General features: G+C 56.4%; 22 protein-coding genes. 5 read left to right on the top strand and 17 right to left on the bottom strand.

Annotation, left to right across the window (positions count from 1 at the left end):
• Position 1: 1 nt before the first annotated feature.
• Entirely contained in the window at positions 2–2,431 is a 2,430-nt protein-coding gene (locus IEI95_RS16155) for a mechanosensitive ion channel domain-containing protein (protein ID WP_234934229.1), read from the bottom strand.
• 270 nt (positions 2,432–2,701) lie between these two features.
• Between IEI95_RS16155 and IEI95_RS16150 the strand changes: the two genes are divergently transcribed.
• On the top strand, positions 2,702–2,854 hold the full coding sequence (locus IEI95_RS16150) for a hypothetical protein (RefSeq protein WP_156536800.1): 153 nt from the start codon (positions 2,702–2,704) through the stop codon (positions 2,852–2,854).
• A 47-nt stretch (positions 2,855–2,901) separates the two neighbouring features.
• Here the strand turns inward: IEI95_RS16150 and hutX are convergent, their stop codons facing one another.
• Positions 2,902–3,435: a heme utilization cystosolic carrier protein HutX gene (hutX, locus tag IEI95_RS16145; RefSeq protein WP_156536801.1), complete on the bottom strand. Its 534-nt coding sequence runs from the start codon at positions 3,433–3,435 to the stop codon at positions 2,902–2,904.
• A 7-nt stretch (positions 3,436–3,442) separates the two neighbouring features.
• Positions 3,443–3,784, bottom strand: a complete 342-nt coding sequence (gene hmuQ / locus IEI95_RS16140) for a heme-degrading protein HmuQ (RefSeq protein ID WP_060717864.1) — start codon at positions 3,782–3,784, stop codon at positions 3,443–3,445.
• Positions 3,785–4,114: 330 nt separating this feature from the next.
• Between hmuQ and IEI95_RS16135 the strand changes: the two genes are divergently transcribed.
• From IEI95_RS16135 to IEI95_RS16125, 3 genes are read left to right on the top strand one after another with little or no spacing between them, the layout of a single operon-like run.
• Complete coding sequence (locus tag IEI95_RS16135) at positions 4,115–5,014, top strand: heme/hemin ABC transporter substrate-binding protein (protein ID WP_234894679.1); 900 nt, start codon at positions 4,115–4,117, stop codon at positions 5,012–5,014.
• Positions 5,011–6,096 (top strand): iron ABC transporter permease, encoded by a 1,086-nt coding sequence (locus IEI95_RS16130; protein ID WP_194416757.1) that lies wholly within the window; start codon positions 5,011–5,013, stop codon positions 6,094–6,096. The genes IEI95_RS16135 and IEI95_RS16130 overlap by 4 nt, the downstream gene beginning before the upstream one ends.
• A gap of 29 nt (positions 6,097–6,125) precedes the next feature.
• Entirely contained in the window at positions 6,126–6,914 is a 789-nt protein-coding gene (locus tag IEI95_RS16125; protein WP_194416756.1) for a heme ABC transporter ATP-binding protein, read from the top strand.
• 216 nt (positions 6,915–7,130) lie between these two features.
• Here IEI95_RS16125 and IEI95_RS16120 read toward each other — a convergent pair whose 3' ends face one another.
• Complete coding sequence (locus tag IEI95_RS16120) at positions 7,131–8,048, bottom strand: methyltransferase domain-containing protein (protein ID WP_194416755.1); 918 nt, start codon at positions 8,046–8,048, stop codon at positions 7,131–7,133.
• A gap of 575 nt (positions 8,049–8,623) precedes the next feature.
• Here IEI95_RS16120 and IEI95_RS16115 point away from each other — a divergent pair.
• Positions 8,624–9,448 (top strand): methyltransferase domain-containing protein, encoded by an 825-nt coding sequence (locus IEI95_RS16115; RefSeq protein WP_194416754.1) that lies wholly within the window; start codon positions 8,624–8,626, stop codon positions 9,446–9,448.
• A gap of 13 nt (positions 9,449–9,461) precedes the next feature.
• Here the strand turns inward: IEI95_RS16115 and IEI95_RS16110 are convergent, their stop codons facing one another.
• The 13 genes from IEI95_RS16110 to IEI95_RS16050 all read right to left on the bottom strand — a co-directional run bounded on the left by IEI95_RS16110 (position 9,462) and on the right by IEI95_RS16050 (position 18,954).
• Positions 9,462–9,635, bottom strand: coding sequence for a hypothetical protein (locus IEI95_RS16110; protein WP_194416753.1), 174 nt, complete (start codon positions 9,633–9,635; stop codon positions 9,462–9,464).
• A 259-nt stretch (positions 9,636–9,894) separates the two neighbouring features.
• Positions 9,895–11,673 (bottom strand): hypothetical protein, encoded by a 1,779-nt coding sequence (locus IEI95_RS16105; protein ID WP_194417391.1) that lies wholly within the window; start codon positions 11,671–11,673, stop codon positions 9,895–9,897.
• Positions 11,674–11,855: 182 nt separating this feature from the next.
• On the bottom strand, positions 11,856–12,158 hold the full coding sequence (locus tag IEI95_RS16100) for a hypothetical protein (RefSeq protein WP_194416752.1): 303 nt from the start codon (positions 12,156–12,158) through the stop codon (positions 11,856–11,858).
• Between the two features lie 91 nt (positions 12,159–12,249).
• Positions 12,250–12,876, bottom strand: a complete 627-nt coding sequence (locus IEI95_RS16095; RefSeq protein WP_194416751.1) for a hypothetical protein — start codon at positions 12,874–12,876, stop codon at positions 12,250–12,252.
• Between the two features lie 27 nt (positions 12,877–12,903).
• Positions 12,904–13,110 carry a hypothetical protein gene (locus tag IEI95_RS16090; protein WP_156533354.1) on the bottom strand — a complete coding sequence of 69 codons (207 nt, stop codon included), beginning with the start codon at positions 13,108–13,110 and terminating at the stop codon, positions 12,904–12,906.
• The gene (locus tag IEI95_RS16085; protein ID WP_194416750.1) at positions 13,085–13,486 is read right to left on the bottom strand and encodes a secretion protein HylD; all 402 of its coding nucleotides are present in this window, start codon (positions 13,484–13,486) and stop codon (positions 13,085–13,087) included. Before IEI95_RS16085 ends, IEI95_RS16090 begins: the two co-directional genes overlap by 26 nt.
• Positions 13,483–13,842 (bottom strand): hypothetical protein, encoded by a 360-nt coding sequence (locus tag IEI95_RS16080; RefSeq protein WP_070150716.1) that lies wholly within the window; start codon positions 13,840–13,842, stop codon positions 13,483–13,485. The genes IEI95_RS16085 and IEI95_RS16080 overlap by 4 nt, the downstream gene beginning before the upstream one ends.
• Positions 13,839–14,474 (bottom strand): hypothetical protein, encoded by a 636-nt coding sequence (locus IEI95_RS16075; protein WP_194416749.1) that lies wholly within the window; start codon positions 14,472–14,474, stop codon positions 13,839–13,841. Before IEI95_RS16075 ends, IEI95_RS16080 begins: the two co-directional genes overlap by 4 nt.
• A 26-nt stretch (positions 14,475–14,500) precedes the next feature.
• Positions 14,501–15,514, bottom strand: coding sequence for a phage late control D family tail protein (locus IEI95_RS16070; RefSeq protein WP_194416748.1), 1,014 nt, complete (start codon positions 15,512–15,514; stop codon positions 14,501–14,503).
• A complete protein-coding gene (locus IEI95_RS16065) occupies positions 15,514–15,747 on the bottom strand; it encodes a tail protein X (protein ID WP_156533360.1) in 234 nt (77 codons plus the stop codon). Before IEI95_RS16065 ends, IEI95_RS16070 begins: the two co-directional genes overlap by 1 nt.
• Positions 15,744–16,163: a phage tail protein gene (locus IEI95_RS16060; RefSeq protein ID WP_070150712.1), complete on the bottom strand. Its 420-nt coding sequence runs from the start codon at positions 16,161–16,163 to the stop codon at positions 15,744–15,746. Before IEI95_RS16060 ends, IEI95_RS16065 begins: the two co-directional genes overlap by 4 nt.
• The gene (locus IEI95_RS16055; RefSeq protein WP_194416747.1) at positions 16,163–18,424 is read right to left on the bottom strand and encodes a phage tail tape measure protein; all 2,262 of its coding nucleotides are present in this window, start codon (positions 18,422–18,424) and stop codon (positions 16,163–16,165) included. The genes IEI95_RS16060 and IEI95_RS16055 overlap by 1 nt, the downstream gene beginning before the upstream one ends.
• Positions 18,421–18,954, bottom strand: a complete 534-nt coding sequence (locus IEI95_RS16050; protein WP_070164786.1) for a phage major tail tube protein — start codon at positions 18,952–18,954, stop codon at positions 18,421–18,423. Before IEI95_RS16050 ends, IEI95_RS16055 begins: the two co-directional genes overlap by 4 nt.
• Between the last annotated feature and the right edge of the window lie 25 nt (positions 18,955–18,979).

Raw genomic sequence — 18,979 nt, 5'->3', positions numbered from 1 at the left:
ATCAAGAAGCGGGCGATGGTGGCAGCGGTGCCGCTGCTGCCACGACTTCTTCCGCATCAGCAGCTTCTTCCTTCAGAATCACGCCTTCGGCTTTGAACCTCTCGAAAATCCCCAGTCTCAACTCGTTGCGCACCGCAAGACCGTTCAAGACATCGCCGACAAACACCCGGACTTCAAATTCAAGATCCGCTCCATCAAATTTCTTGAAGACGACGACCGGTTCCGGGGTGCGCAACACGCCGGGTACATCGCTTGCCACCTCCCTCAGCATGCCCATGACATGGCGCGGATCATTGACGGCCTTGGCGGCAATCTCCATGTCGATACGCCCCAGCTTGTTGCGATGGGTCCAGTTGCCGACCGAGGCGTTGATCAGCTGCGAATTCGGCACAATGATCGACTGACGCTGAAAGGTTTCGATTTCCGTGGCGCGCACCGAAATACGCCGCACAAAACCTTCGCTCGTACCCGTCGCCACCCAGTCGCCAACCTTGAAGGGCCGCTCGAAGAGCAGGATCAGGCCTGAGACAAAGTTGGAAATGATATTCTGCAAACCAAAACCGATACCGACTGACAAGGCACCGGCAACCAGTGCCAGGCTGGACAGGTTGATACCGGCCGCCGACAGGCCCATGAAACCGGCAACAATCGCGCCGAAATAGCCGACGGAGGTTTTGACAGAATTGCGCACGCCCGGATCGACCTGCGACCGCGCCATGACATTACCGTCAAGCCATTTCTCGAACCAGCGGGTCAGCACGACACCAATCAGGAAAATGGCGATCCCGCTGAAGATGCCAACGATGGAAATGCTGATGCCGCCAACATTGATCTGGATGAACAGATTATAGAACCAGGTCTGGATATCCGGCGGCTGGAACCCCCAGGACATCATGATCAGGGGAACGCCGATCACAAAAACGAAGCCATAGATCAGCAGGCCAGCGGCAATACCAAACTGGTCGAGGGCGACGGGTCCGAAATTGAAGCGACGCTGCAGGAAGCGGCCCACGATCGTCTCGGCAAACCGGTCACGCTCGGACACAGCCCGGCCTGAACGAATGCCGATATACATGGTGGCCGCCACGCCCCCCGTCAGGATAAGCTGGCTGGCAACGAACCGGGCCAGACCAATATAGCCGATCAGGCTGGTGAAGATCAGCCAGACGCCGCAGACCCGAAGAGCGATGGCTGTCCGCTTCGACCATGGACGGCCACCCGTGGCGGCTTCATCCTCGGATTTCGGCAGAAGCGGACGAATGAAGGAAACCCAGAGCAGGATGAGACCGACCAGGCTTGACGACACCATACCCTTCAACACCGAGAGTTCGACTGGCGATCCCAATGTCTGCGCAATACTGGACAGGCCATAATCGAGACCGTTGATCACCGTCATAGCCACGAAGGCCGCTACCAGCTGGCGGCTGCCCCGGTCGGACACATGCACGAGCCGCCATTTCGGCGCCCATGGATTAAACACGGCGATTGCAAGCCGCGACGAGAAAAACACCAGCCAGAACACGCCGAAAAATGACGCGATAATCGGCTCGATGTCTGGCCGCATGACGCTGAAGGTGTCGAGAAAGAAGTAACTAGAAATCAGGAAGAAGCTGAAGGCAAAGGACGGAATGATCGTCGCCCAGAAGGCCACCGAAAACCGGCTCATATAGGAGGGGTTTTCCTCCAGCTTGCCCCGCTCGATGATTGGCCCCAGAATCCGCTGAAGAACGAGCCGTAATCCCAGCGCCATGGCGAGCGACAGAACCATGGCCGAGACCAGCGAAATTTTCTTGAAGCGCCAGGCGAAACCCGCCCACCCCTCAAGCATCTCGGTAAAGCGGCTCGCTTCCGTGCCATAGGACAAGGCGGCATCCGTCATACTATCAACGGAAATGTCCGTATGGGCCAGCAATTGCCGTGTGAACAATTCCCGCCGCACAGCAGTGACCTTGATGGACAAATCGCTCGCAGCCTTGCTGACTTCGTCGATCCGGTTCAGGACCGAAGCAATCTGTGCTTTCTGGGCATTGAGCTTGTTTCGCTGCTGGGTCACCTCGGCCGCTTCAGCAGGCTGACCGTCCTTCGGCGGATCGCCGAGTTCTTTCAATCGAGCGGCAATATCATCCTGACGCGGCGAAATCAGCAGTTTCATGCCCTGCAATTGTCCGACAATGTCGTCCAGGCTGGATTTGGCTTCCATCAACTCGCGGTCGTTGTTTCCAGCCTTTTGCGGAATGCCGGCAAGCGAATCGATTTTCTTTTGTAACTGGTCAAGCGTCGCAGGTGCCTTGGCAACCGGATCGTCATCGGCAAAATTACTATCCTGCGCCAGTGCCGTCCCGACAAAACCATGAAGCCCGAAAGAACTTATCCCAACAGCAATCAGCAGGATGATCGGAAATAGCGCTAGAAACTTCTTCAGGCTGTGCAAATCACTGTCCCTTTGTCCGCATCGATTACAGCGCCGCGCATATGACATGCTGCACGAAACCTGCTGTAGCACCCTAAAACTGCTGCATAATCACTTAAACCGCATCCGGTATCAGAAATAATGCAGGACAGTCTGTCAGCTTTATATTGACCTAAACAGACCATCGTTTTTTGTTTTTGTTTGTCTTATCAGGAAAACCAGCTTCCGCTTATTTCCCTGACACACTCCAGACGACGTCATGCTGGCCTGCAGCATATTTCAGGCCAATCGATGACCAAACCGCCTTATGCACAAAACAGCACCACATCCAAGCAGGACGGCAGCCCTCAATTGGCGCCATGCATGCGTTCAATACTCGATTCCCCGCACTTTCAAAACAAACAGCAAAAGCAAAAAGCCGCCGGGAAGGTTTCCGGCGGCTAAGCAAAGCTCTAGGAATTTTAAGGTCACCAGATTGGCAATAACCAGCCCTATCCCGACACCGAACCCCGGTACTGGGAGCGCAACTGCTCGAACAGAGCGACTTGCTCGGCCATCAAAGTCTTTTGTGCATCTCTGCGCACGAAGACCTTCAACATTGCAGTGCCCTCGCCATTCATGAACCACACCGACAGGGACCGTCGGCCATGAAACATCCGGTCGACAAAGGCGACGGAACGGCAATGGTCGATACGGATATGGCCGCCGACCGGACTGTCGCCGTGAATGTTGAACCAGCCATGGCCAATGGACCCCGGCGGAAGAGCGCCGACCACTTCCAGAACGACATCTTTGGTGTGGACGATGGTCAGCACATCGCCCCAACCTGACAAATGGGTCCAGATCGGTTCGAAAGCCTCTGACGGCGCGATGGTCACACAATCTGGCGGTAGAATGGCCAGAATCTCGGCGGGCGTTACCCCTGCCTCCGTTGCAATGGTTTCCACCACGCCGTCAGGTTTTTCGGCGAGAGCCGCTCTGGCAACCTCAAGCGGTGAAAGGCGGGCAGTATCGACAGCGGCCATGATCGTCTCAGGCCGCCTTGGAACTGCGCGTACCCGTACTGTCTTCATGAAGGATCACTTCAAATCCTTCGAAATGCGGACCGCCAAGATATTGAACCTTGCTCTGCCCGGCATTGGCATGGGCCGCACGGAACTGCTCGGACTTCGTCCAGGCAACGAAGGTTTCATGGCTTTCCCAGACCGTATGGGACACATAAAGCGAGTGGTCCTCGCCCTTGGGGCCTTTCAACATATGAAATTCGACATAGCCCGGCACTTCCGCCAACCGGCCCTGACGATCACGCCACTGAGCTTCAAACACGTCCTCGAAACCCGGAACGACGCGAAAACGGTTCATTGCAATATACATAGTCTGCTCCACACGTTGGCTGGAAATGCGATGCTGCATAATTCCTCAAACCGGAATTGGCTTGAGGAATTATGCAGCAGATAGAAAGCGTTACAGCGTCTTTTGTGTATTTGACAAAACACACGGCGCTGTCATGCACCTGTCCTGTTGCGTCATTATGAAAACTTGTGCATTATAGTCAAGTTAAAATCCAGCCCGCTGTTGTTCGTCGTCATTCGTCACGTGAAGACCGGACCCGACGCCCGCGAAGGGGCTCGATCACTATACACAATCCAGCTCTGAAAACGCATGAAATGGCGTTGCCTGGGCAACCTTCAGGACGATACCTTGATGAGACCTTCTTCTCTTCTGACCTCGCTTGCACTTTTCGGTCTTGTTACCCTCCCACCTCCCCTCCCTTGGACCATGACGCCAACGGCCTTCGCGGCGGACAGCTTTCCCCAGGCCAACCGCATCGTCTCGATTGGCGGGACGGTCACCGAAATTCTCTATGACCTGAGTGCCGGGGACCGCATCGTTGCGGTTGATTCCACAAGCCTCTATCCTCCTGAAGCATCCTCAAAGCCCAATGTCGGCTATATGCGCCGCCTTTCCGCCGAAGGCATATTGGCCCAGAAGCCCGATCTCATCCTGACGGAGGCGGGCTCCGGCCCGCCCGATGCCTTGGCTGTGCTGGCGCAAAGCGGTGTCGCGCTGGTGAACATCCCTCAACAGCCTTCGGCGGAGACCGTAGCTCCCCGTATCCGTGCCGTCGGCGCGGCCATCGGCAAGGGGCCGCAGGCAGAGGCATTGGCAAGCCAGTTCGAGACACAATTGGATAAGTTAAAGACTGATCTCGCCCACCTTCCAGCCCAGAAAAAGCGGGTCCTGTTCGTTCTGTCCATCGCCAATGGTCGTATCATGGCCGCCGGCAAAGAGACGGCAGCCGATGCGATGATCCGGCTTGCCGGCGCCACCAATGCGGTGGGCGACAGCACAGGCTACAAACCACTCAGCGATGAAGCCGTGATTGCCGCAGCACCCGACATTATTCTCACCATGGAGCATGGCGCAGCCCCGCTATCCGCCGAGGAAATCTTCGCTTTACCAGCCCTTGCCACCAGTCCGGCTGCCAAGACGCAAGCCTTTCTTAGCATGGATGGGCTTTACCTGCTGGGCTTTGGGCCACGCACCGCCGACGCAGCCCGAGAACTGGCGTCCAAGCTGTACCCAGAGGCGACCATTCAGTGACGATTGCTGTGACCTCATCATCAAGGCTACCGGCATCGACGGGTGACCGCTCGCGCCGTGGCATGACAGCCGTGCTTCTACTGGCGGCCTTGCTTGTGACGGCCTGCTTCGTCTCGCTGATCAGCGGGCCGACCGGGGTTGGCTTGAGCGATCTGATTACATATCTCTCCGGGCATGACGCGCTGGCGCAGCAGGATCGTATTGTGCTGGAGGCCGTCCGCCTGCCCCGCACCTTGATGGGTGCTCTGGTGGGCGCAGGCCTCGGGCTTTCCGGGGCGATGATGCAGGGCCTTTTTCGCAATCCGTTGGCCGACCCTGGCATTGTCGGCATCACCTCCGGGGCCAGCCTTGCCGCAGTGGCGGCCATCGTGCTTGGCCCCGGCCTGCTTTTACCGCTGCAAACGGTACTTGGAGAGGAATTCCTGCCGATCATGGCGTTTTGCGGCGCCCTACTCAACACCGCCCTGCTCTATGCCATCGCCACCCGTGGCGGCCAGACCTCGACCATTGCACTAGTGCTATCAGGCATTGCCATCGGCGCCCTCAGCATGGCCGCAACGGGCCTGCTGATCTTCATGGCCGACGACCGGGCCTTGCGCGACATCACCTTCTGGAACCTGGGATCGCTGGGCGGGGCGACCTATGCCAAGGCCGCGTCAATCGCACCCTTCATTCTCGGTGCGCTTGCCGCCGTACCCTTCATCGCGCGTGGACTGGACGCACTCGTGCTGGGCGATGCCGCTGCTTTTCACATGGGAATTCCAGTGGAGAGGCTGAAACGCGTCAGCGTACTGATCGTTGCCGCCGCCTGCGGGGCCGCTGTGGCCGTGGCTGGTTCGATTGCCTTTATCGGCATCGTCGTCCCGCACCTGCTGCGCATGGCCATCGGCCCATCGCACCGTTTCCTTTTACCTGCCTCCGCACTGGGCGGCGCAAGCCTCCTGCTGATAGCAGACAGCCTTGCCCGCACCATTGTTGCACCGGCGGAACTGCCGATCGGCATCGTCACAGCACTGATCGGCGCGCCGGTGTTTCTGCTCTTGCTGCTTGGCCGCCAAGGGCGCGGCATGATGGAAAATTAGAGCATCAAAAAAGGCAAAGCGAGCACACCATGATAACCGCAGAAAATCTGACATTGCACCGGCACGGGCGTTTGCTGCTGGACAGGATCAGCCTGCGCCTTGTACCGGGTCGCTTCACCGTCATTATCGGTCCAAACGGCGCGGGCAAGTCAACCTTGCTGAAACTGCTCTGCGGCGACCTGAGGGCCGACAGCGGCAAGATTGCCTATGACGGTCAGGATATCACCCGGCTGAAACCTCAATATCTAGCACGCAGGCGTGGCGTCCTGCCGCAAAGCACCAGCCTTTCGTTTCCGTTTACAGCCCTGGAAGTGGTGCGTATGGGTGCCATGGCTTCAGGCACCGCCCGACCAATGCAGGCCGCAAGACAGGCGCTGGCACGGGTGGGCCTCTCAACCTTTGAAGCGCGCCCCTATCAGGCCTTGTCTGGCGGCGAACAACAAAGGGTGCAATTTGCCCGCGTCCTGGCGCAACTGCCAACAGCGGTCGATGAAACCGGCCCACGCGCCCTGTTTCTCGATGAGCCAACCTCAAGCCTGGACCTAACACACCAAATTTCCGTCCTGGAAATCGCCCGCACCTTTGCCGCTGATGGAGGAATGGTGCTTGCGGTTCTGCACGACCTCAACCTCGCAGCAGAATTCGCCGACAGTCTGATTGTGCTTGATGGTGGTCAGTTGATTGCCGAGGGTCCGCCGCAAACAGTCATCCGCGACGACATCATCGCCTCCGTCTATGGACTGAGTGGAACGGTCAGCCGCGCGCCGACCAACCTCCCTTTCGTCCTGCCGCAATCCAGGCTGAACATCCCGGCTTAACCAGCCGGAATCAGACATTCCCGATAAAAGTTATCCACAGGAATCCACAGCCATTTTTGGATGAAACTTTGAAATAATCAAGAACGAACCATGAATATTACGACGATGACAGAGAACAAAACAAGCTCAATGGTGAAGAAGCACTAGGCGCCGCCCAGCCACAAAAATGGCCAGGCTGCAGGCTTTGTCCGAAACCATAGCGCGACCGACGCGCGATCATTGGCGACGCATGATTTCATGTTTGAGAAACGGTGCGTGGCAGAGCAACGCACTGATCGCGCTACGCCGTGACGAAGGCCAGCCTTGCAGTCCACCGGATGGTTGCTTTTCCAGAATGAGCAGAAATTCAAAGCCATCCTTGGAGAAAAGTCCGTCCACATACCGCAATCCGACTGACGACGCTTTCGCGGCAAGGGCCGCGACGTCCTTTACCGTCTCTTGGTCGTAGACGTGATAGTGCTGCCTGAGGTCTGCGTCGATCCACTCCTGCGCCTGACGTCTTTGTTCGACGGGATCAGACAGCTGAAAGAGCGTTTGCATTATGTCTACATAGTGCTGGAAGTTACGGGCAGCCCGACCTTCCGAATCCCTGTAGTCGAGGTCCAGGTGATCACGCCGCGCCGGCACGCGGTCGACATCGTAACAGTTACAGCGAAAATTGGGCAAGGTTAGGAAGAGCTTGCCTCCGGTTTTGACGGTCCTTATCCATTCGCAGAGCCCCCCGACCGGATCGTCGAAATGTTCAAGCACGTGATTGGCGATGACGAAATCCAGCTCCCCATCGGCGTAAACCGAAAGATCGTTTCCATCGATAACATGCGTCAGCGGCACGAGATCCTCCGCAGGCAGATGATGGAGCTCGACCAACGTCTTGTTGGAAACGACATCGACATATTCGACCTGACAGTTTTCCGAGGTTTTTGTCGGAACCTGCTGCGCACCGAGTTCAATGCCCCGGCCAACGAGATACTTTCTTGCAAATCGATTTCGAATGGCAAGACGATTTTCCATCGAAGAAAACAAAATCATCCTGCTGAATAATGGGCGGGACAAAACATCATCGAGAAACCGACGCACCCAAGGCTTCATAGTATCGTCATCTACTGGCCATACCAGAGCACGTATATCAAACATCTTTCCTCACTACAGCACTGAACGGAAACGTGAGACCAGCTTTCAGGTCACGTCCGATGCGGAAAAAAATCATTCCCGTTGAAACGATAGCAGAGAAAAGTTGGAAAATTCCAGCAGATCGAATGGCTTCGCACTGATAATCAAAAGCGAGCAAACGCAAGTGCAGCGCCCGCAAAACAGTCTCAATAAAGAAACCATCCAATTCAACGCGATGTTCGCAACATCAGAGCTAAGGAAATTAAATCAGAAACATTGAAGTTACTGAAAAAATGGTGGGTGATGTAGGGTTCGAACCTACGACCCGCTGATTAAGAGGCGGGGCGTAAATTCATTAATTACAACATTTTACGGGCATAATGTCTGTAAAAAGCAGCCGAAAAAATCCACATCTTTCCAAGGCCGTCAAGAGCGAATTGTAAAATGAAATCCACAGATTTCGCTCAATGTGGATAACTCACCTTCACCGCGATGCGCGGCCCAACACATAAACATCCAATCCCAAGCTGAACGAAAATTGGATTGCAATCGTCCCAAGGTGGTGGTTAGCTGCCACCTGTGATTTTGGGGGGACGATCATGAACCTTTCTAGATTGATTAAGACCGGGCTAACTCTCAATGATGCTGAAGCTCCGGACCCGGTGGCAGCCGTCGACGCGGTAGTTGAACCGCCACCGCTACTCACTAGGTCAGACATCACCGCTGCCGCAAAGTCTGAGCGTTTAGTCATGGAAATTGGCCCTTTTAACAGCCCGGTAGCAATTGGCGAAAATGCGCGATATTGCGACATCATGACCACTGATGAGTTGCGGCAAAGAGCGATCAAAATTGGGATCGATCCAAATACTGTTCCTGCCATCCACTATCATCGAGAGCCAGGCATCCTAGAAAACTTCCCTGAAAAATTCTCTGCGGTCGTCAGCTGCCACTGTATTGAGCATCAACCCGATCTCATTCATCATTTTCAGCAGGTCGCAGCAACTCTTGAAGATGACGGTCGGTACTATCTGATCGTTCCAGACAAGCGCTACTGCTTTGATCACAGCATTCCCGTTTCAACATCAGACGACATTGTTATGGCCAAGGGCGCGACCCGTCATCCCTTGATCAAGGTCATTGAGCACCGGGCTATCACGACACACAACAATCCAATTCGGCACTGGAACGGTGATCATTTCGACAATGATTGGCATGAGACGCAACCAAAGAGAGCCCTAGCAGCGATAGCTGAATACCAAGCGGCAGATGGAGGTTATGTTGATGTTCATCGCTGGCAATTCACACCCAATTCGTTGGGTCAAATCATAAATGAATTGCAAACTGAAATTCCTTTTTCAGTTGAGCAGATCAACGAAACACCGCGCGGGATATTCGAATTCGTGGCTGTCCTGAAAAAATCATAAGCATCGCCGCGCATCAAAAGCGCGCGGCGATGCTTACGGTACCATTTAATCCGATCATTGCTGTCGCTAAACAATGAACAAAGAAGATTGCCACGACAATACATCGCGATCTTCTTGAGGCGTCTCCGTAGCGCACTAAACAGGCCATCAGTTCGCGCAACACTGACCAGACAAAATCAACCATCATACCGCCTCCAATCGGAACTGCTTGATTATCCAAGCAATCGATTTTGTTATGGTCTTAGCAAGTGAGATCACCCAACGGCAAAGCATTATAAAAGTAATGAGGTGCCAACACAAAAACACACAGATGAGAAGAAATCGTTGCAAGCCATTATCATCGGCCGCAAGCACGGACGCGACAAGATAATATCGAATGACGCACCAGACAAAATCAAACATCAATTTCCCCTCAAATCATTCGATTCTCTATTTTATTTCGGCGCTTACAAAACCGTGACCGACACATTGTTGTTTGTACCATTATTAACGAGGCCATTTGAGCCAGTTGATGTCGATAGATTGCTCGATCCAATATTTCCGTTCGAGTTGGTGAGAAGCACGATACCATTATTCATGCCCGTTACCCTGTTGTTCGATATGATCGAATTACCCGTATACTGCCCGAGTTGTATGCCAGCCTGACCGGTGAAAGAGCCCTTGTTTTGCACTTCTATTTCAGTGAACGAGTTGTTCGCTACACCCTCAGTCGCGGCGCTTCTATTGGCGTAGATACCCATTGCGTTGTTGGCGCTAAGATAAATCACAGTCCCCTGAACTTTGATTTGTGTGACGTTGTCGAAATCCATGGCCCGACCCGTAACATTGAAGTGACCGCCACTGACCCTGCACCACGGCTGCGCTGTTTCACCAGAGTCAAGCGTTGCATACCATTTGAGACCATTGGAACAATCAACAGCAATGGGGTTGTCGAAGGTCAATCCCTCAAACCGACCGGCTACGTTCGCCAATATTGATAGGTTTCGACCGCGAAGGTTCCTAAACGTGTTGTCGACGCTGTTTTTATTTCCAAGAACATTCACCAGAGTTCCACCAACTCCAGATTCCGGGCCAGATCCATAGATGTTTTCAAGGTCAAAATAGGAGCCATTGGTAATCTTAAGGCCGGAACCCCAATATTTAGCATCAGCCAACCGACCCGAAAAACTGAGATCCCTTAGGATACGTCTGACAGACGATCCGGCATCAGTGCCAGCAAGAGAGTCTGGATAATTGATATGGAGACCGACACCAGCACCCGAGGACAACTCCGTCTGAAAAGATAACCCCGTTACCTGAATAAGCGTCTTATCCGCCTGCATTTGCGATGCTGCCGCACTTATCTGGATCTCCGCTCCGTTGTCAGACCCAAAATTAAAGATGGATGCGTGCGCACCACCACCGTCTATAACGCAGTCGGCGCCCTCAGCGAGGACATGCGTAAATGTTGCAAGCTTGAATAACCCACGTGGGGGGTCCACTTTTTCATTTTCGGCCAAAGCGTTGGTCAAAGCCGTAGTGTTGGCAGATGCGGCAGCGGATGCAGAAAAACCCCACCATTCCGGATTGACGTAACCGAGAGGCAATAACTTTAATATATTGAGCGCAAGAGGAGCGCTTGCGGTATCAACAGTCAACGCCTCTGACTTTGCAGGCACATCCAGGTTTGCGCGGCCATTCGACTTTTGCGTGGCATCCAGACCCTGTGCCGCAGTATCCACCCGCAGGCGATTGCCCAACGCCGTGGCCGTGGTTGTCGCAAAATTCGGATCATTGCCCAGCGCTGTGGCAAGCTCATTCAGGGTATCGAGCGCCGCAGGAGAGCTATTGACCAACGAACTAATGGCCGCCGAGATATCAGCGGGCGTGGCTTTGGCCGCAAGCGCGGCAACCAACCCTGTGATCGTTGCCATTGCCTGTTCACCTGTATGCGTCGTGCGATCGCGCAGCGCGGCATCAGCGGCATTTTGCGTGGCTCCGGCTGCCACCCCATTGAGTTTGAGTTTGTCGGCAGCAGTCATCAGCCCGTCGACTGTTTCTGTCACCAGATCGTCGGGCTGGATTGCCGTGTCTGCTTTGCCACCCTGTCCGGCTGACGCGAATTCGGTAGCATCCAATTCAGCTGCGCTGCCCAGATCCATTGCTTCGCGCAAAGCGATCTTCAATTCGCCCGCATCACCATTAAGGTCGTATAGAAATGCGTCTTTGCTCTGGACCTTGCTCATGCGGAAGCCTCCAGGGGCGCATAAACGTAGGCCCCGTTGCGATCAATCAGGTAAAGTTCGGTGGAACCGCTGCGCACGACCCACCCCATGCCATCTGGCAAGTCCTCGGTGGGCACGATGGGTGTCCAAGAGTAGAGAGACCCCAGCGATTTACCGGGCCGGCCAAAATGCAGGGGCATGGATCAATCACCCTGCATTTCGATCCGCAGGGCACTGTCACCCTCCGGATAGCCATAGACATCGCAGGCCTCGGTGAAGCTGGCGGCGTAGGGCTTCAAGGCGGTCATAGTCATGAAATGGAAACTGGAGTCACTGGCCGAGGCATCCGGGTCCGGCGCAACGTCCGGCGCGCCCGATCCAACTTCAACACGGCGGATGTAGAGCGTGCCGGTCTTTGGCAGGTTGACGAGAATATTCAGCACTCCGCCGGCGATCAGTGTCCACTGCGAGGCCGGACACAAGACAGCACCATCTTTCAGGGCCATGGGAAATCCTTTCGCCGCCAGATCTGGCGGTTCCATCAAGGGTTTGAATTTTCGAATTACATTGCGATGCCTGCCCGATCAGGGCATGCGGTCAGCTCGGCGGACGCTGCCCATAAAGCTGGCGCTCGAAACGATCCTGACGGTCGCGCATATCCAGCAGCAGGTCGCGGGCACTATAGGTGGTGGCCTGCCCCTGCTTCAGTTCATCGATCTGCTTTTGCATTTGCGCGCGCTGCTGATCTTCCGATTGCCATGTCCGCTCCAGCTCGGCACGAGGGACCTGGTCCTTGCGGATGGTATCGAGCTGCGTATTCACCTGGTTGAATTTGTCGATCAGGTCGTTGCGAGACACGACCCGGTTATTTTCATAGGTCGCTTTGAAGTCGGTGAAAGCCGCGACGGACAGAGCATTTTGCGCTGTGACGCGCAAATCTGTCTTCGTCTCGGAAACCGCCTCCTTGATCGGGCTGAGAGCCTGCGACCCGAGCGCAACGATAATCCCGAAACAGACGCCGGCAGCAGCCCATATCACCGGCCACTGCGTTTTGCTGGAGCTGCGCAATTCATTCGACAAAGCATTGATCGAGGACTGCACGCTCTGGAAGCCGGTGTTCATGTTCGATCTAAGATCGACAATGTCCTTGCCCTGGTTTTCGACGCGCTCGCTCAACCTTGCCCAGGACGCCATCGGGTCGAACAAATTGGTGCTGGCTGCCACGTCCTGTTCTCCTGTCGCCATCAGCCCCTAATTCCCTTGCAATGAATTGATCGTAGCCGCCTTTGCGGCATTCAAGGCACGGCAATCGGCCAGTGCCTTTCTATCCTGGCCCCACAGCCGGTATTCGTCATCCCGGTCCACTCCGGCCGGGATGTATGCAAGCTCGGCGCAATCGGCCATCACGGCGGCTGATACGTTCGGCTTGCGATCATGGCTTGGCTGCGCCAATGGCATTGAGTGCGTTCCGCACCCCGTCAGGGATAGCAGGGCAGGCAGAAGTGCCAGCAGCATTCGGCTTCGCATTTTTTCGTTTCCTCTCATCGGCAAGCGCTGCTTCCAATCCGGCGACCTGCCCGACATGCGCGGCAATGGTGGTGACCAAAGCCGCGTCGGCGGCATTGATCTGCTTTTGCTGGGCTTCGACCTTGGCAATCTGCTTCAGGTCCGCCCGGCGCTGCGCCTCGGCCCATTGCTGGCGGACTTCGATGCGACCAGATTCCTTCGCGGCGGAAATGCCATGCAGGTGCCAGGCGAAGAGCGCGGCCAGCGCGCCGATCAGCACCAGGCCGCGCCAGCCAATGGCTTTGAGGATTGTGAGGGCGATGGTCATGGCCGCCCCGAATCTCTGGCATCAAACGGCCGGGCTGGTGGCTCATATGGTTCGGGCGGGCACGGATCGGCGGCTTGCCGATCTGGCGCGTAGGGCGTGCCGGTGCGCATGGCGATGATCGCGGCGATATCCTGCGCCGATGCAAAACCCGTGAAAAAGAACGCCATTGAGATAATGGTGATCATCCATCCCCAAGCGATGGTCTGGTTGACCATCGTGTCAGGAGCGTTCTCCATTTCCATCAGCCGCCAGCAAGCGAAGATGACGATGGGGAAGATCAGGCTTTTGCGCCAGGTCCAACCCGGCTCACCGGATGATTTTGCCTCTCGCCCGCGCGGACGCAAAGCGGCATTCATTGGGCACCTGCCAGCGCGCTGTTGAAAGCCTTGGCATAGCCGGCGATATCCTGCGCCCTATCGAGCCGGTTGATGATCTTCCGGGCATTGACCCAATCGGAACCCTTGAGGGTAAAGTGATCTGTCAGCCGGTCACCAGTGAACAAACCGCCAGTCATGCCTGTGAACATGATCTTCACCGCCACCTGGTCGACCAGCGCCCGGTCGGGATTGCTGTCCAGTCCAAAGGTCTCGTAGTTCCCTCGGCCAGTGATCTGCACCAGTCCTCGGCCACGATAACGCCAGCCATCGCCACTCTCCTCATCACCATTGCCGAGCCGGTTGGCATAAGCACGATTGGCAATCCGCTCCGGTTGTCCGGCGTAAGCCTGCGCATCCCGCGCCGAAAAGTATTTCGGAAAGGTCTTTTGCAAGCCCAGCGCTGAATATTTCAGGTTTTCCGAAACTGGCTGCATGGCCTGGCCAGTCTCATGAAAGGCCGTGGCAAACATATATGCCAGCCACCGGATATCGGTCAGCCCTTGCGCCACCCATTCATCCAGAATGGCATCCATGCCCTTTACCTGCGGGTCGGAAAGCTTTCCGCTAAACAGCGAAATGCGCACCGCCGCGAAAAACTTCGCGCGATCCATGATCGTTTCCTTATGTTCGTTAAAATCTACCGGCTGTCCTGGCCGGCCTTGCCTTGCGGCTCGCTCAGGCTGATCGAGGTCGTGTAGCCGGAAGAGCGGGAAAGCTCATCGGTCACACTCTTGATCGTATAGGTTCCATCCACACCGGCGCGGAGGCCGGAAAGAATGCACTTGCCGCCCGGCTGCGGGGTGGCATCGCCATTGATGACAACCGATCCTTCGGCCTTGTCACGGCTCGCTTTCCTGGCGCCGGATTTGGCCCGCCGGTCGGCATGGTCCTTTGACGAGGCGGAAAACCCGGATTGCAGATCCGCGTCCACCTTGTCGCCGCTGGCATATTGCGCTGCCAGACGAGCAGCCTTGTCGAGGTCGTAATAGGTCTCGACCTTCTGCTTGATGCGCGGGCGGTCCGTCACCGGGGCGAAGCCCGTGGCCGAAAGCAGGATTGACCGGGTGACAGTGAAGGCCGAAAGATCGGCCCCGGTCACTGCCTTGCCGTAGGGCACGAATACGGCGGATGTGCCGGAAATCCGGAAGATCGCCCCATGCTCGCGCGCCAGCCGCTCGCCAAAGGCAATGAAGCTTTCTGCATCCATTGCCTCCCAATCCAGAACCATGTCGGCATAATCAGCATGGACAGCAACCGATATCCCGGCGTCTTCACCTGCATCCTGAAGAACAGACTTCAAAGGCTTGCTGTCCCAGTGTTTTTCCTTACTAGCCTTCGCCTTGCCCTTCAACGAAACAGACCGGGCGGTCACCGAAAGCACCGAGCCGGAACCCCGATTTAGGGACCAGCTGGCCGTATCCACTTCACCGTCGAATATGCGGATCGCACCATTTTCCCGGCCAAGCTCGACGTGCACTTTCTGCCCCGTCTGCGGCCAGCGCAGCGTGCCGCCGCTGTCGTCGAGGTCAAATTGCGCGGCATCCGCCGTCTTGTCGACACCCTTGGTGATCGAGGCGGACAGCAAGACGGGCAGGAAGTTTTTCGTCACCACCCGCCCGTCGACCGACACCAGAAAATGCGCCTTTGCCATCAGTCAAACAGGCCCGTGACTTTGCTGTCGGTCGTATCGGTGGACAAGGCATCCTTGGTCGGCACGGTCAGTACCGTCCCGCGTGGGACTTCCGCGCCCTTGCGGGCAAGATCCTGGTTGAGCGACCAGACCTGTTCGCAGGCACCCGTGATCACCTCCCGGTAATGCCGCGCCAGCACGCCGGACAGGGTAAGCCCGTCGCGGCCAACGGTGATGGTTTCTGTATCGCTCAAGACACCAGCTCCCACAAAGTCGAGAAGTAACTTTCCCCGTCCGGCGCATCGGACTTTTTCAGCTCGATCTGCATATCGATCACCTGGCCGACACCCTTGGTATTCAGATAGGTGTGACCCTCGGTAATACGGGTGATGACAAACCAGCCCATAACCTCGCCATCGCCGCGCACCACCAGCTGCGGCACCTGGTTTTTCAGCAGGGTCTGCAAGGTCTTCAGGTTGGACAGGCCACCGAGCTTGTCGGGAAACAGCCGACCGGCAAGGGTCATCTGTTCGGGCCCCTCGCCCATGGCTTCCAGCGGCGGACGCTCGCCAATGACGGGCTTGTCAACGAAATCCGCCGTCGTCTCGCGCGAAACCCCATCGAGGTTGAACTTGAGATCGAAGGTCACCACGCCGATTTGATAGAGCATCAGGGTTGATCCAAAAATTGGCCGTTGGTCTGTTGCTGCAAGGCCTGCCCGGTGCTGCGCGGCATGCCGCCGCCCGGGTTGGCCATGAAGGAACCGAGCGCGCCAGAGATTTTCGAAACGATGGCAGACCCTATGGCGGCGCCGATCGCGCCCGCCTGGCTCTGCATAGTATCAGCCGCCGCCTTGCCAGCCGCGCCACCACCTTGGGTGATCTGGTCAGAAATCACAGTGCCAATGTTCGGCGCACCATTGGTGCCCACCAACGCCGCATCCATTTGCTGCTGGAGTAGTTCATTCTCACTTAAGGCAGACGCCACAGACCCGGGCGCCTTTGGCCATTGGCGCGGCGGCCCATCGGTAAATTCGGCCATCACGTCTTTCTGTTCGCCGCTTTTCACCCGTTTGGTCGCCTCGAAATAGGCGTTACCCGCCTCCCATGGCCAGGCGTTCGGATTGCGGGCATTCCAGGCGCCCTTATATCCGGTCGCCTCACTCTGCACCGCCTTGATGCGCTCACTTTCCGCTTCACTGGCTTTGCGGTTCGCATCCATCTGTTCATTAATGTAGCTCAAAGCCGGGCTTGCCACCTTGGCAACACCGGAGCCGACATTCTTCACCAGCCGATCCCACTCATTATTGAGATCCTGCAACTTGGCTTTGCTATCGCCAATGACCTGCGCAAAATCCCGCATGGTCGAACCATCGACATTTTTCAGGGATGCATTCAGTTTGTTCATTTCCTGCCGCTGCGTGATCAAACCGCGCACACCGGCCTGCATCTGCGCATCGGGAAACAGCAATGTCAGCTTGGAAAGATCGCCCTTGGTGGCGATCATGCTCATATCAAGCAAAACGTCGATCACATCCTTGCCGCTCTTGCGGGCCTTATCCAATGACTTCGGTAGGTCAATGCCGAATTTCTTGAACTTGGTGGCCGTATCTGCCGAATACATCTTCTGAAGGATATTTTGCAGATTGGTTGCCGCCTCGCCGGAGGTGCCGGTTTGGTTGCGCAAAACCTGCAACATCGCCACCATCTTTTCCAGACCGGCGGTCCCCTTGTAACCGAGGGTCGCGAAGGCTGGCAGCAGGCTTGGCAGTTCGGACGCCATATCCTTCAGCTCGAATTTGCCAGCCTTGCCACCTGCCACTAAAATATCGAAGGCATGCTGCATGTCCTTGGCGCCAATCTTCAGCGATCCGGACATCGAATCTGCCGTCAACGCCATATCGGAGATAGCCGCACCGGATGCCTGCGCCGTCATCGTTACCGCTGGCAGAAACTGCATCGCTTCATCAAGCGACCGCCCAGATGAAACCAGCGTCTCCAAACCTTCGACAACATCGGAAAAGGCCATCTTGGTCGTAGACGCGACTTCCTGAAGCTTGGCAATTGTCGGCTGAATTGCATCGGCACCCTTATCGGCGTTGATCACGATGCGGTTGACCCGTCGTTCCAGCTCGGCAAAGTCAACATAGGCCTTGCCCGCAGCGGCGCCAGCGATGGCAACACCGCTGGCAAGGCGCCCGATAACCGCCGCCCGCGAAGCCACGCTTCTGGCATGGGTTTCCTTCATCTGGGCAAGCCGCGCTTCCTCGGCAGCCTGACGCTCCATCATCAGGCGTTCCATCGCCCTGTCTTTATTAGACAGCCGCAAGCCTTTGCTGGACAGCATGTAGTCCCGCTCTGCCTTTTGCAGACGGCTCATATTGCCGATCACAGCCGATGTTTTCGCGCCGGTCTTGTCGACCAGATCGACCACCAGCGAGGCTTGCAACTTGCTCAACGGATCATTCCCGATCATGAAGGACGGCACGACATCGCGGTAAAGCTGAAACACAGCTTCCGCGTCTGGCCATTTCAGCCGCTTGATCACGACTGGATGCAGCCCGGTCAGGCGGGCCAGCATGGCGCGGGTGCCAGAGATTTCGCCGGAATAGAAATCATCGATGTCCTGCTGTTCCGGCAGCCGCATGGTAACGGTGGAAAGCAACACGCCGTCCACCTTCGGCTTATGCACCAGCGCGTAAGACCGCGATCCGGCGAGATCATCATCATAGTTGACAACCGGATCGCGCTCTTCGTCATCCGCATCAGGCGAATAGTAAACCTCGCCCACCGATGTGGTGAAGGCATCGAGGTCGACCAGCGTGGCCTTTGGCGTGGGGGACACTTCCGGCACGGCGGGCGCAGGCCCGGCCAGGGCCTGTCCCAAGGGATCATCAACCGGCTTGCGGCTGCGGCGCGGCTCGGCCATCATTCAATCCCCAACGCTACGCGGATGGACTGCGTTTCGTCATTGCCGAACTGACGGACGGTCGAGGTGAAATAGTCCAGATAGAACCACTCTGTGCCGTCAACGGTCAGTTGGTAATGGGTCACTTCCGTGATGCCGTGGTCGTGGCCGAAAGCGCTGGCCCGGTCGAAACTATCCGGCGTCACCTTGCCGACAATGCCCTGAATAACGGCCTTGGCCTGCAAGATGGCACCCGTCTGCTTGTTGCGCAGCACACCATAGGCGGTGAATTTCTGGCTCTCATTGCTGCCGATCCCGAGATATTTATAGGATGTCTCGGTAAAACCGGCCAGCTTGAAGCTGGGCTCCAGCGCGTTGAAGGCGCCAACCGTCCAGTTGACGCTCATCACAGCACCGCCGCCCAGATGCGAGACGGCGGCGCGTTCCAGCGTCGGCAGGCCAAGGCTTTGCAGCTTGACGTGATTGGTGTCCTCAGGGTCAGCATCGCCAACGAAGATGTTGACCTGTTCGAGGATAAGCAGTTTTTCAGCCATGTGCGTGTTTCCTTATCTCGCCAGC

This window comes from Agrobacterium vitis (assembly GCF_014926405.1).
GTDB classification, from domain to species: domain Bacteria; phylum Pseudomonadota; class Alphaproteobacteria; order Rhizobiales; family Rhizobiaceae; genus Allorhizobium; species Allorhizobium vitis_H.
Note: the sequence above shows the minus strand (reverse complement) of the source record. Positions and strands in the feature narration are given on the sequence as shown.

Bases quoted from the DNA above. Each gene is read 5' to 3' on its own strand.
- IEI95_RS16100 (WP_194416752.1), bottom strand. From the start codon at position 12,158: ATGGCCCTGAAAGATGGTGCTGTCTTGTGTCCGGCCTCGCAGTGGACA.
- IEI95_RS16135 (WP_234894679.1), top strand. From the start codon at position 4,115: ATGAGACCTTCTTCTCTTCTGACCTCGCTTGCACTTTTCGGTCTTGTT.
- IEI95_RS16050 (WP_070164786.1), bottom strand. From the start codon at position 18,954: ATGGCTGAAAAACTGCTTATCCTCGAACAGGTCAACATCTTCGTTGGC.
- IEI95_RS16085 (WP_194416750.1), bottom strand. From the start codon at position 13,486: ATGACCATCGCCCTCACAATCCTCAAAGCCATTGGCTGGCGCGGCCTG.
- IEI95_RS16150 (WP_156536800.1), top strand. From the start codon at position 2,702: ATGACCAAACCGCCTTATGCACAAAACAGCACCACATCCAAGCAGGAC.
- IEI95_RS16090 (WP_156533354.1), bottom strand. From the start codon at position 13,110: ATGCCATTGGCGCAGCCAAGCCATGATCGCAAGCCGAACGTATCAGCC.
- IEI95_RS16115 (WP_194416754.1), top strand. From the start codon at position 8,624: ATGAACCTTTCTAGATTGATTAAGACCGGGCTAACTCTCAATGATGCT.
- IEI95_RS16070 (WP_194416748.1), bottom strand. From the start codon at position 15,514: ATGGCAAAGGCGCATTTTCTGGTGTCGGTCGACGGGCGGGTGGTGACG.
- hutX (WP_156536801.1), bottom strand. From the start codon at position 3,435: ATGGCCGCTGTCGATACTGCCCGCCTTTCACCGCTTGAGGTTGCCAGA.
- IEI95_RS16120 (WP_194416755.1), bottom strand. From the start codon at position 8,048: ATGTTTGATATACGTGCTCTGGTATGGCCAGTAGATGACGATACTATG.
- IEI95_RS16055 (WP_194416747.1), bottom strand. From the start codon at position 18,424: ATGATGGCCGAGCCGCGCCGCAGCCGCAAGCCGGTTGATGATCCCTTG.
- IEI95_RS16075 (WP_194416749.1), bottom strand. From the start codon at position 14,474: ATGGATCGCGCGAAGTTTTTCGCGGCGGTGCGCATTTCGCTGTTTAGC.
- IEI95_RS16105 (WP_194417391.1), bottom strand. From the start codon at position 11,673: ATGAGCAAGGTCCAGAGCAAAGACGCATTTCTATACGACCTTAATGGT.
- IEI95_RS16060 (WP_070150712.1), bottom strand. From the start codon at position 16,163: ATGCTCTATCAAATCGGCGTGGTGACCTTCGATCTCAAGTTCAACCTC.
- hmuQ (WP_060717864.1), bottom strand. From the start codon at position 3,784: ATGTATATTGCAATGAACCGTTTTCGCGTCGTTCCGGGTTTCGAGGAC.
- IEI95_RS16080 (WP_070150716.1), bottom strand. From the start codon at position 13,842: ATGAATGCCGCTTTGCGTCCGCGCGGGCGAGAGGCAAAATCATCCGGT.
- IEI95_RS16125 (WP_194416756.1), top strand. From the start codon at position 6,126: ATGATAACCGCAGAAAATCTGACATTGCACCGGCACGGGCGTTTGCTG.
- IEI95_RS16110 (WP_194416753.1), bottom strand. From the start codon at position 9,635: ATGATGGTTGATTTTGTCTGGTCAGTGTTGCGCGAACTGATGGCCTGT.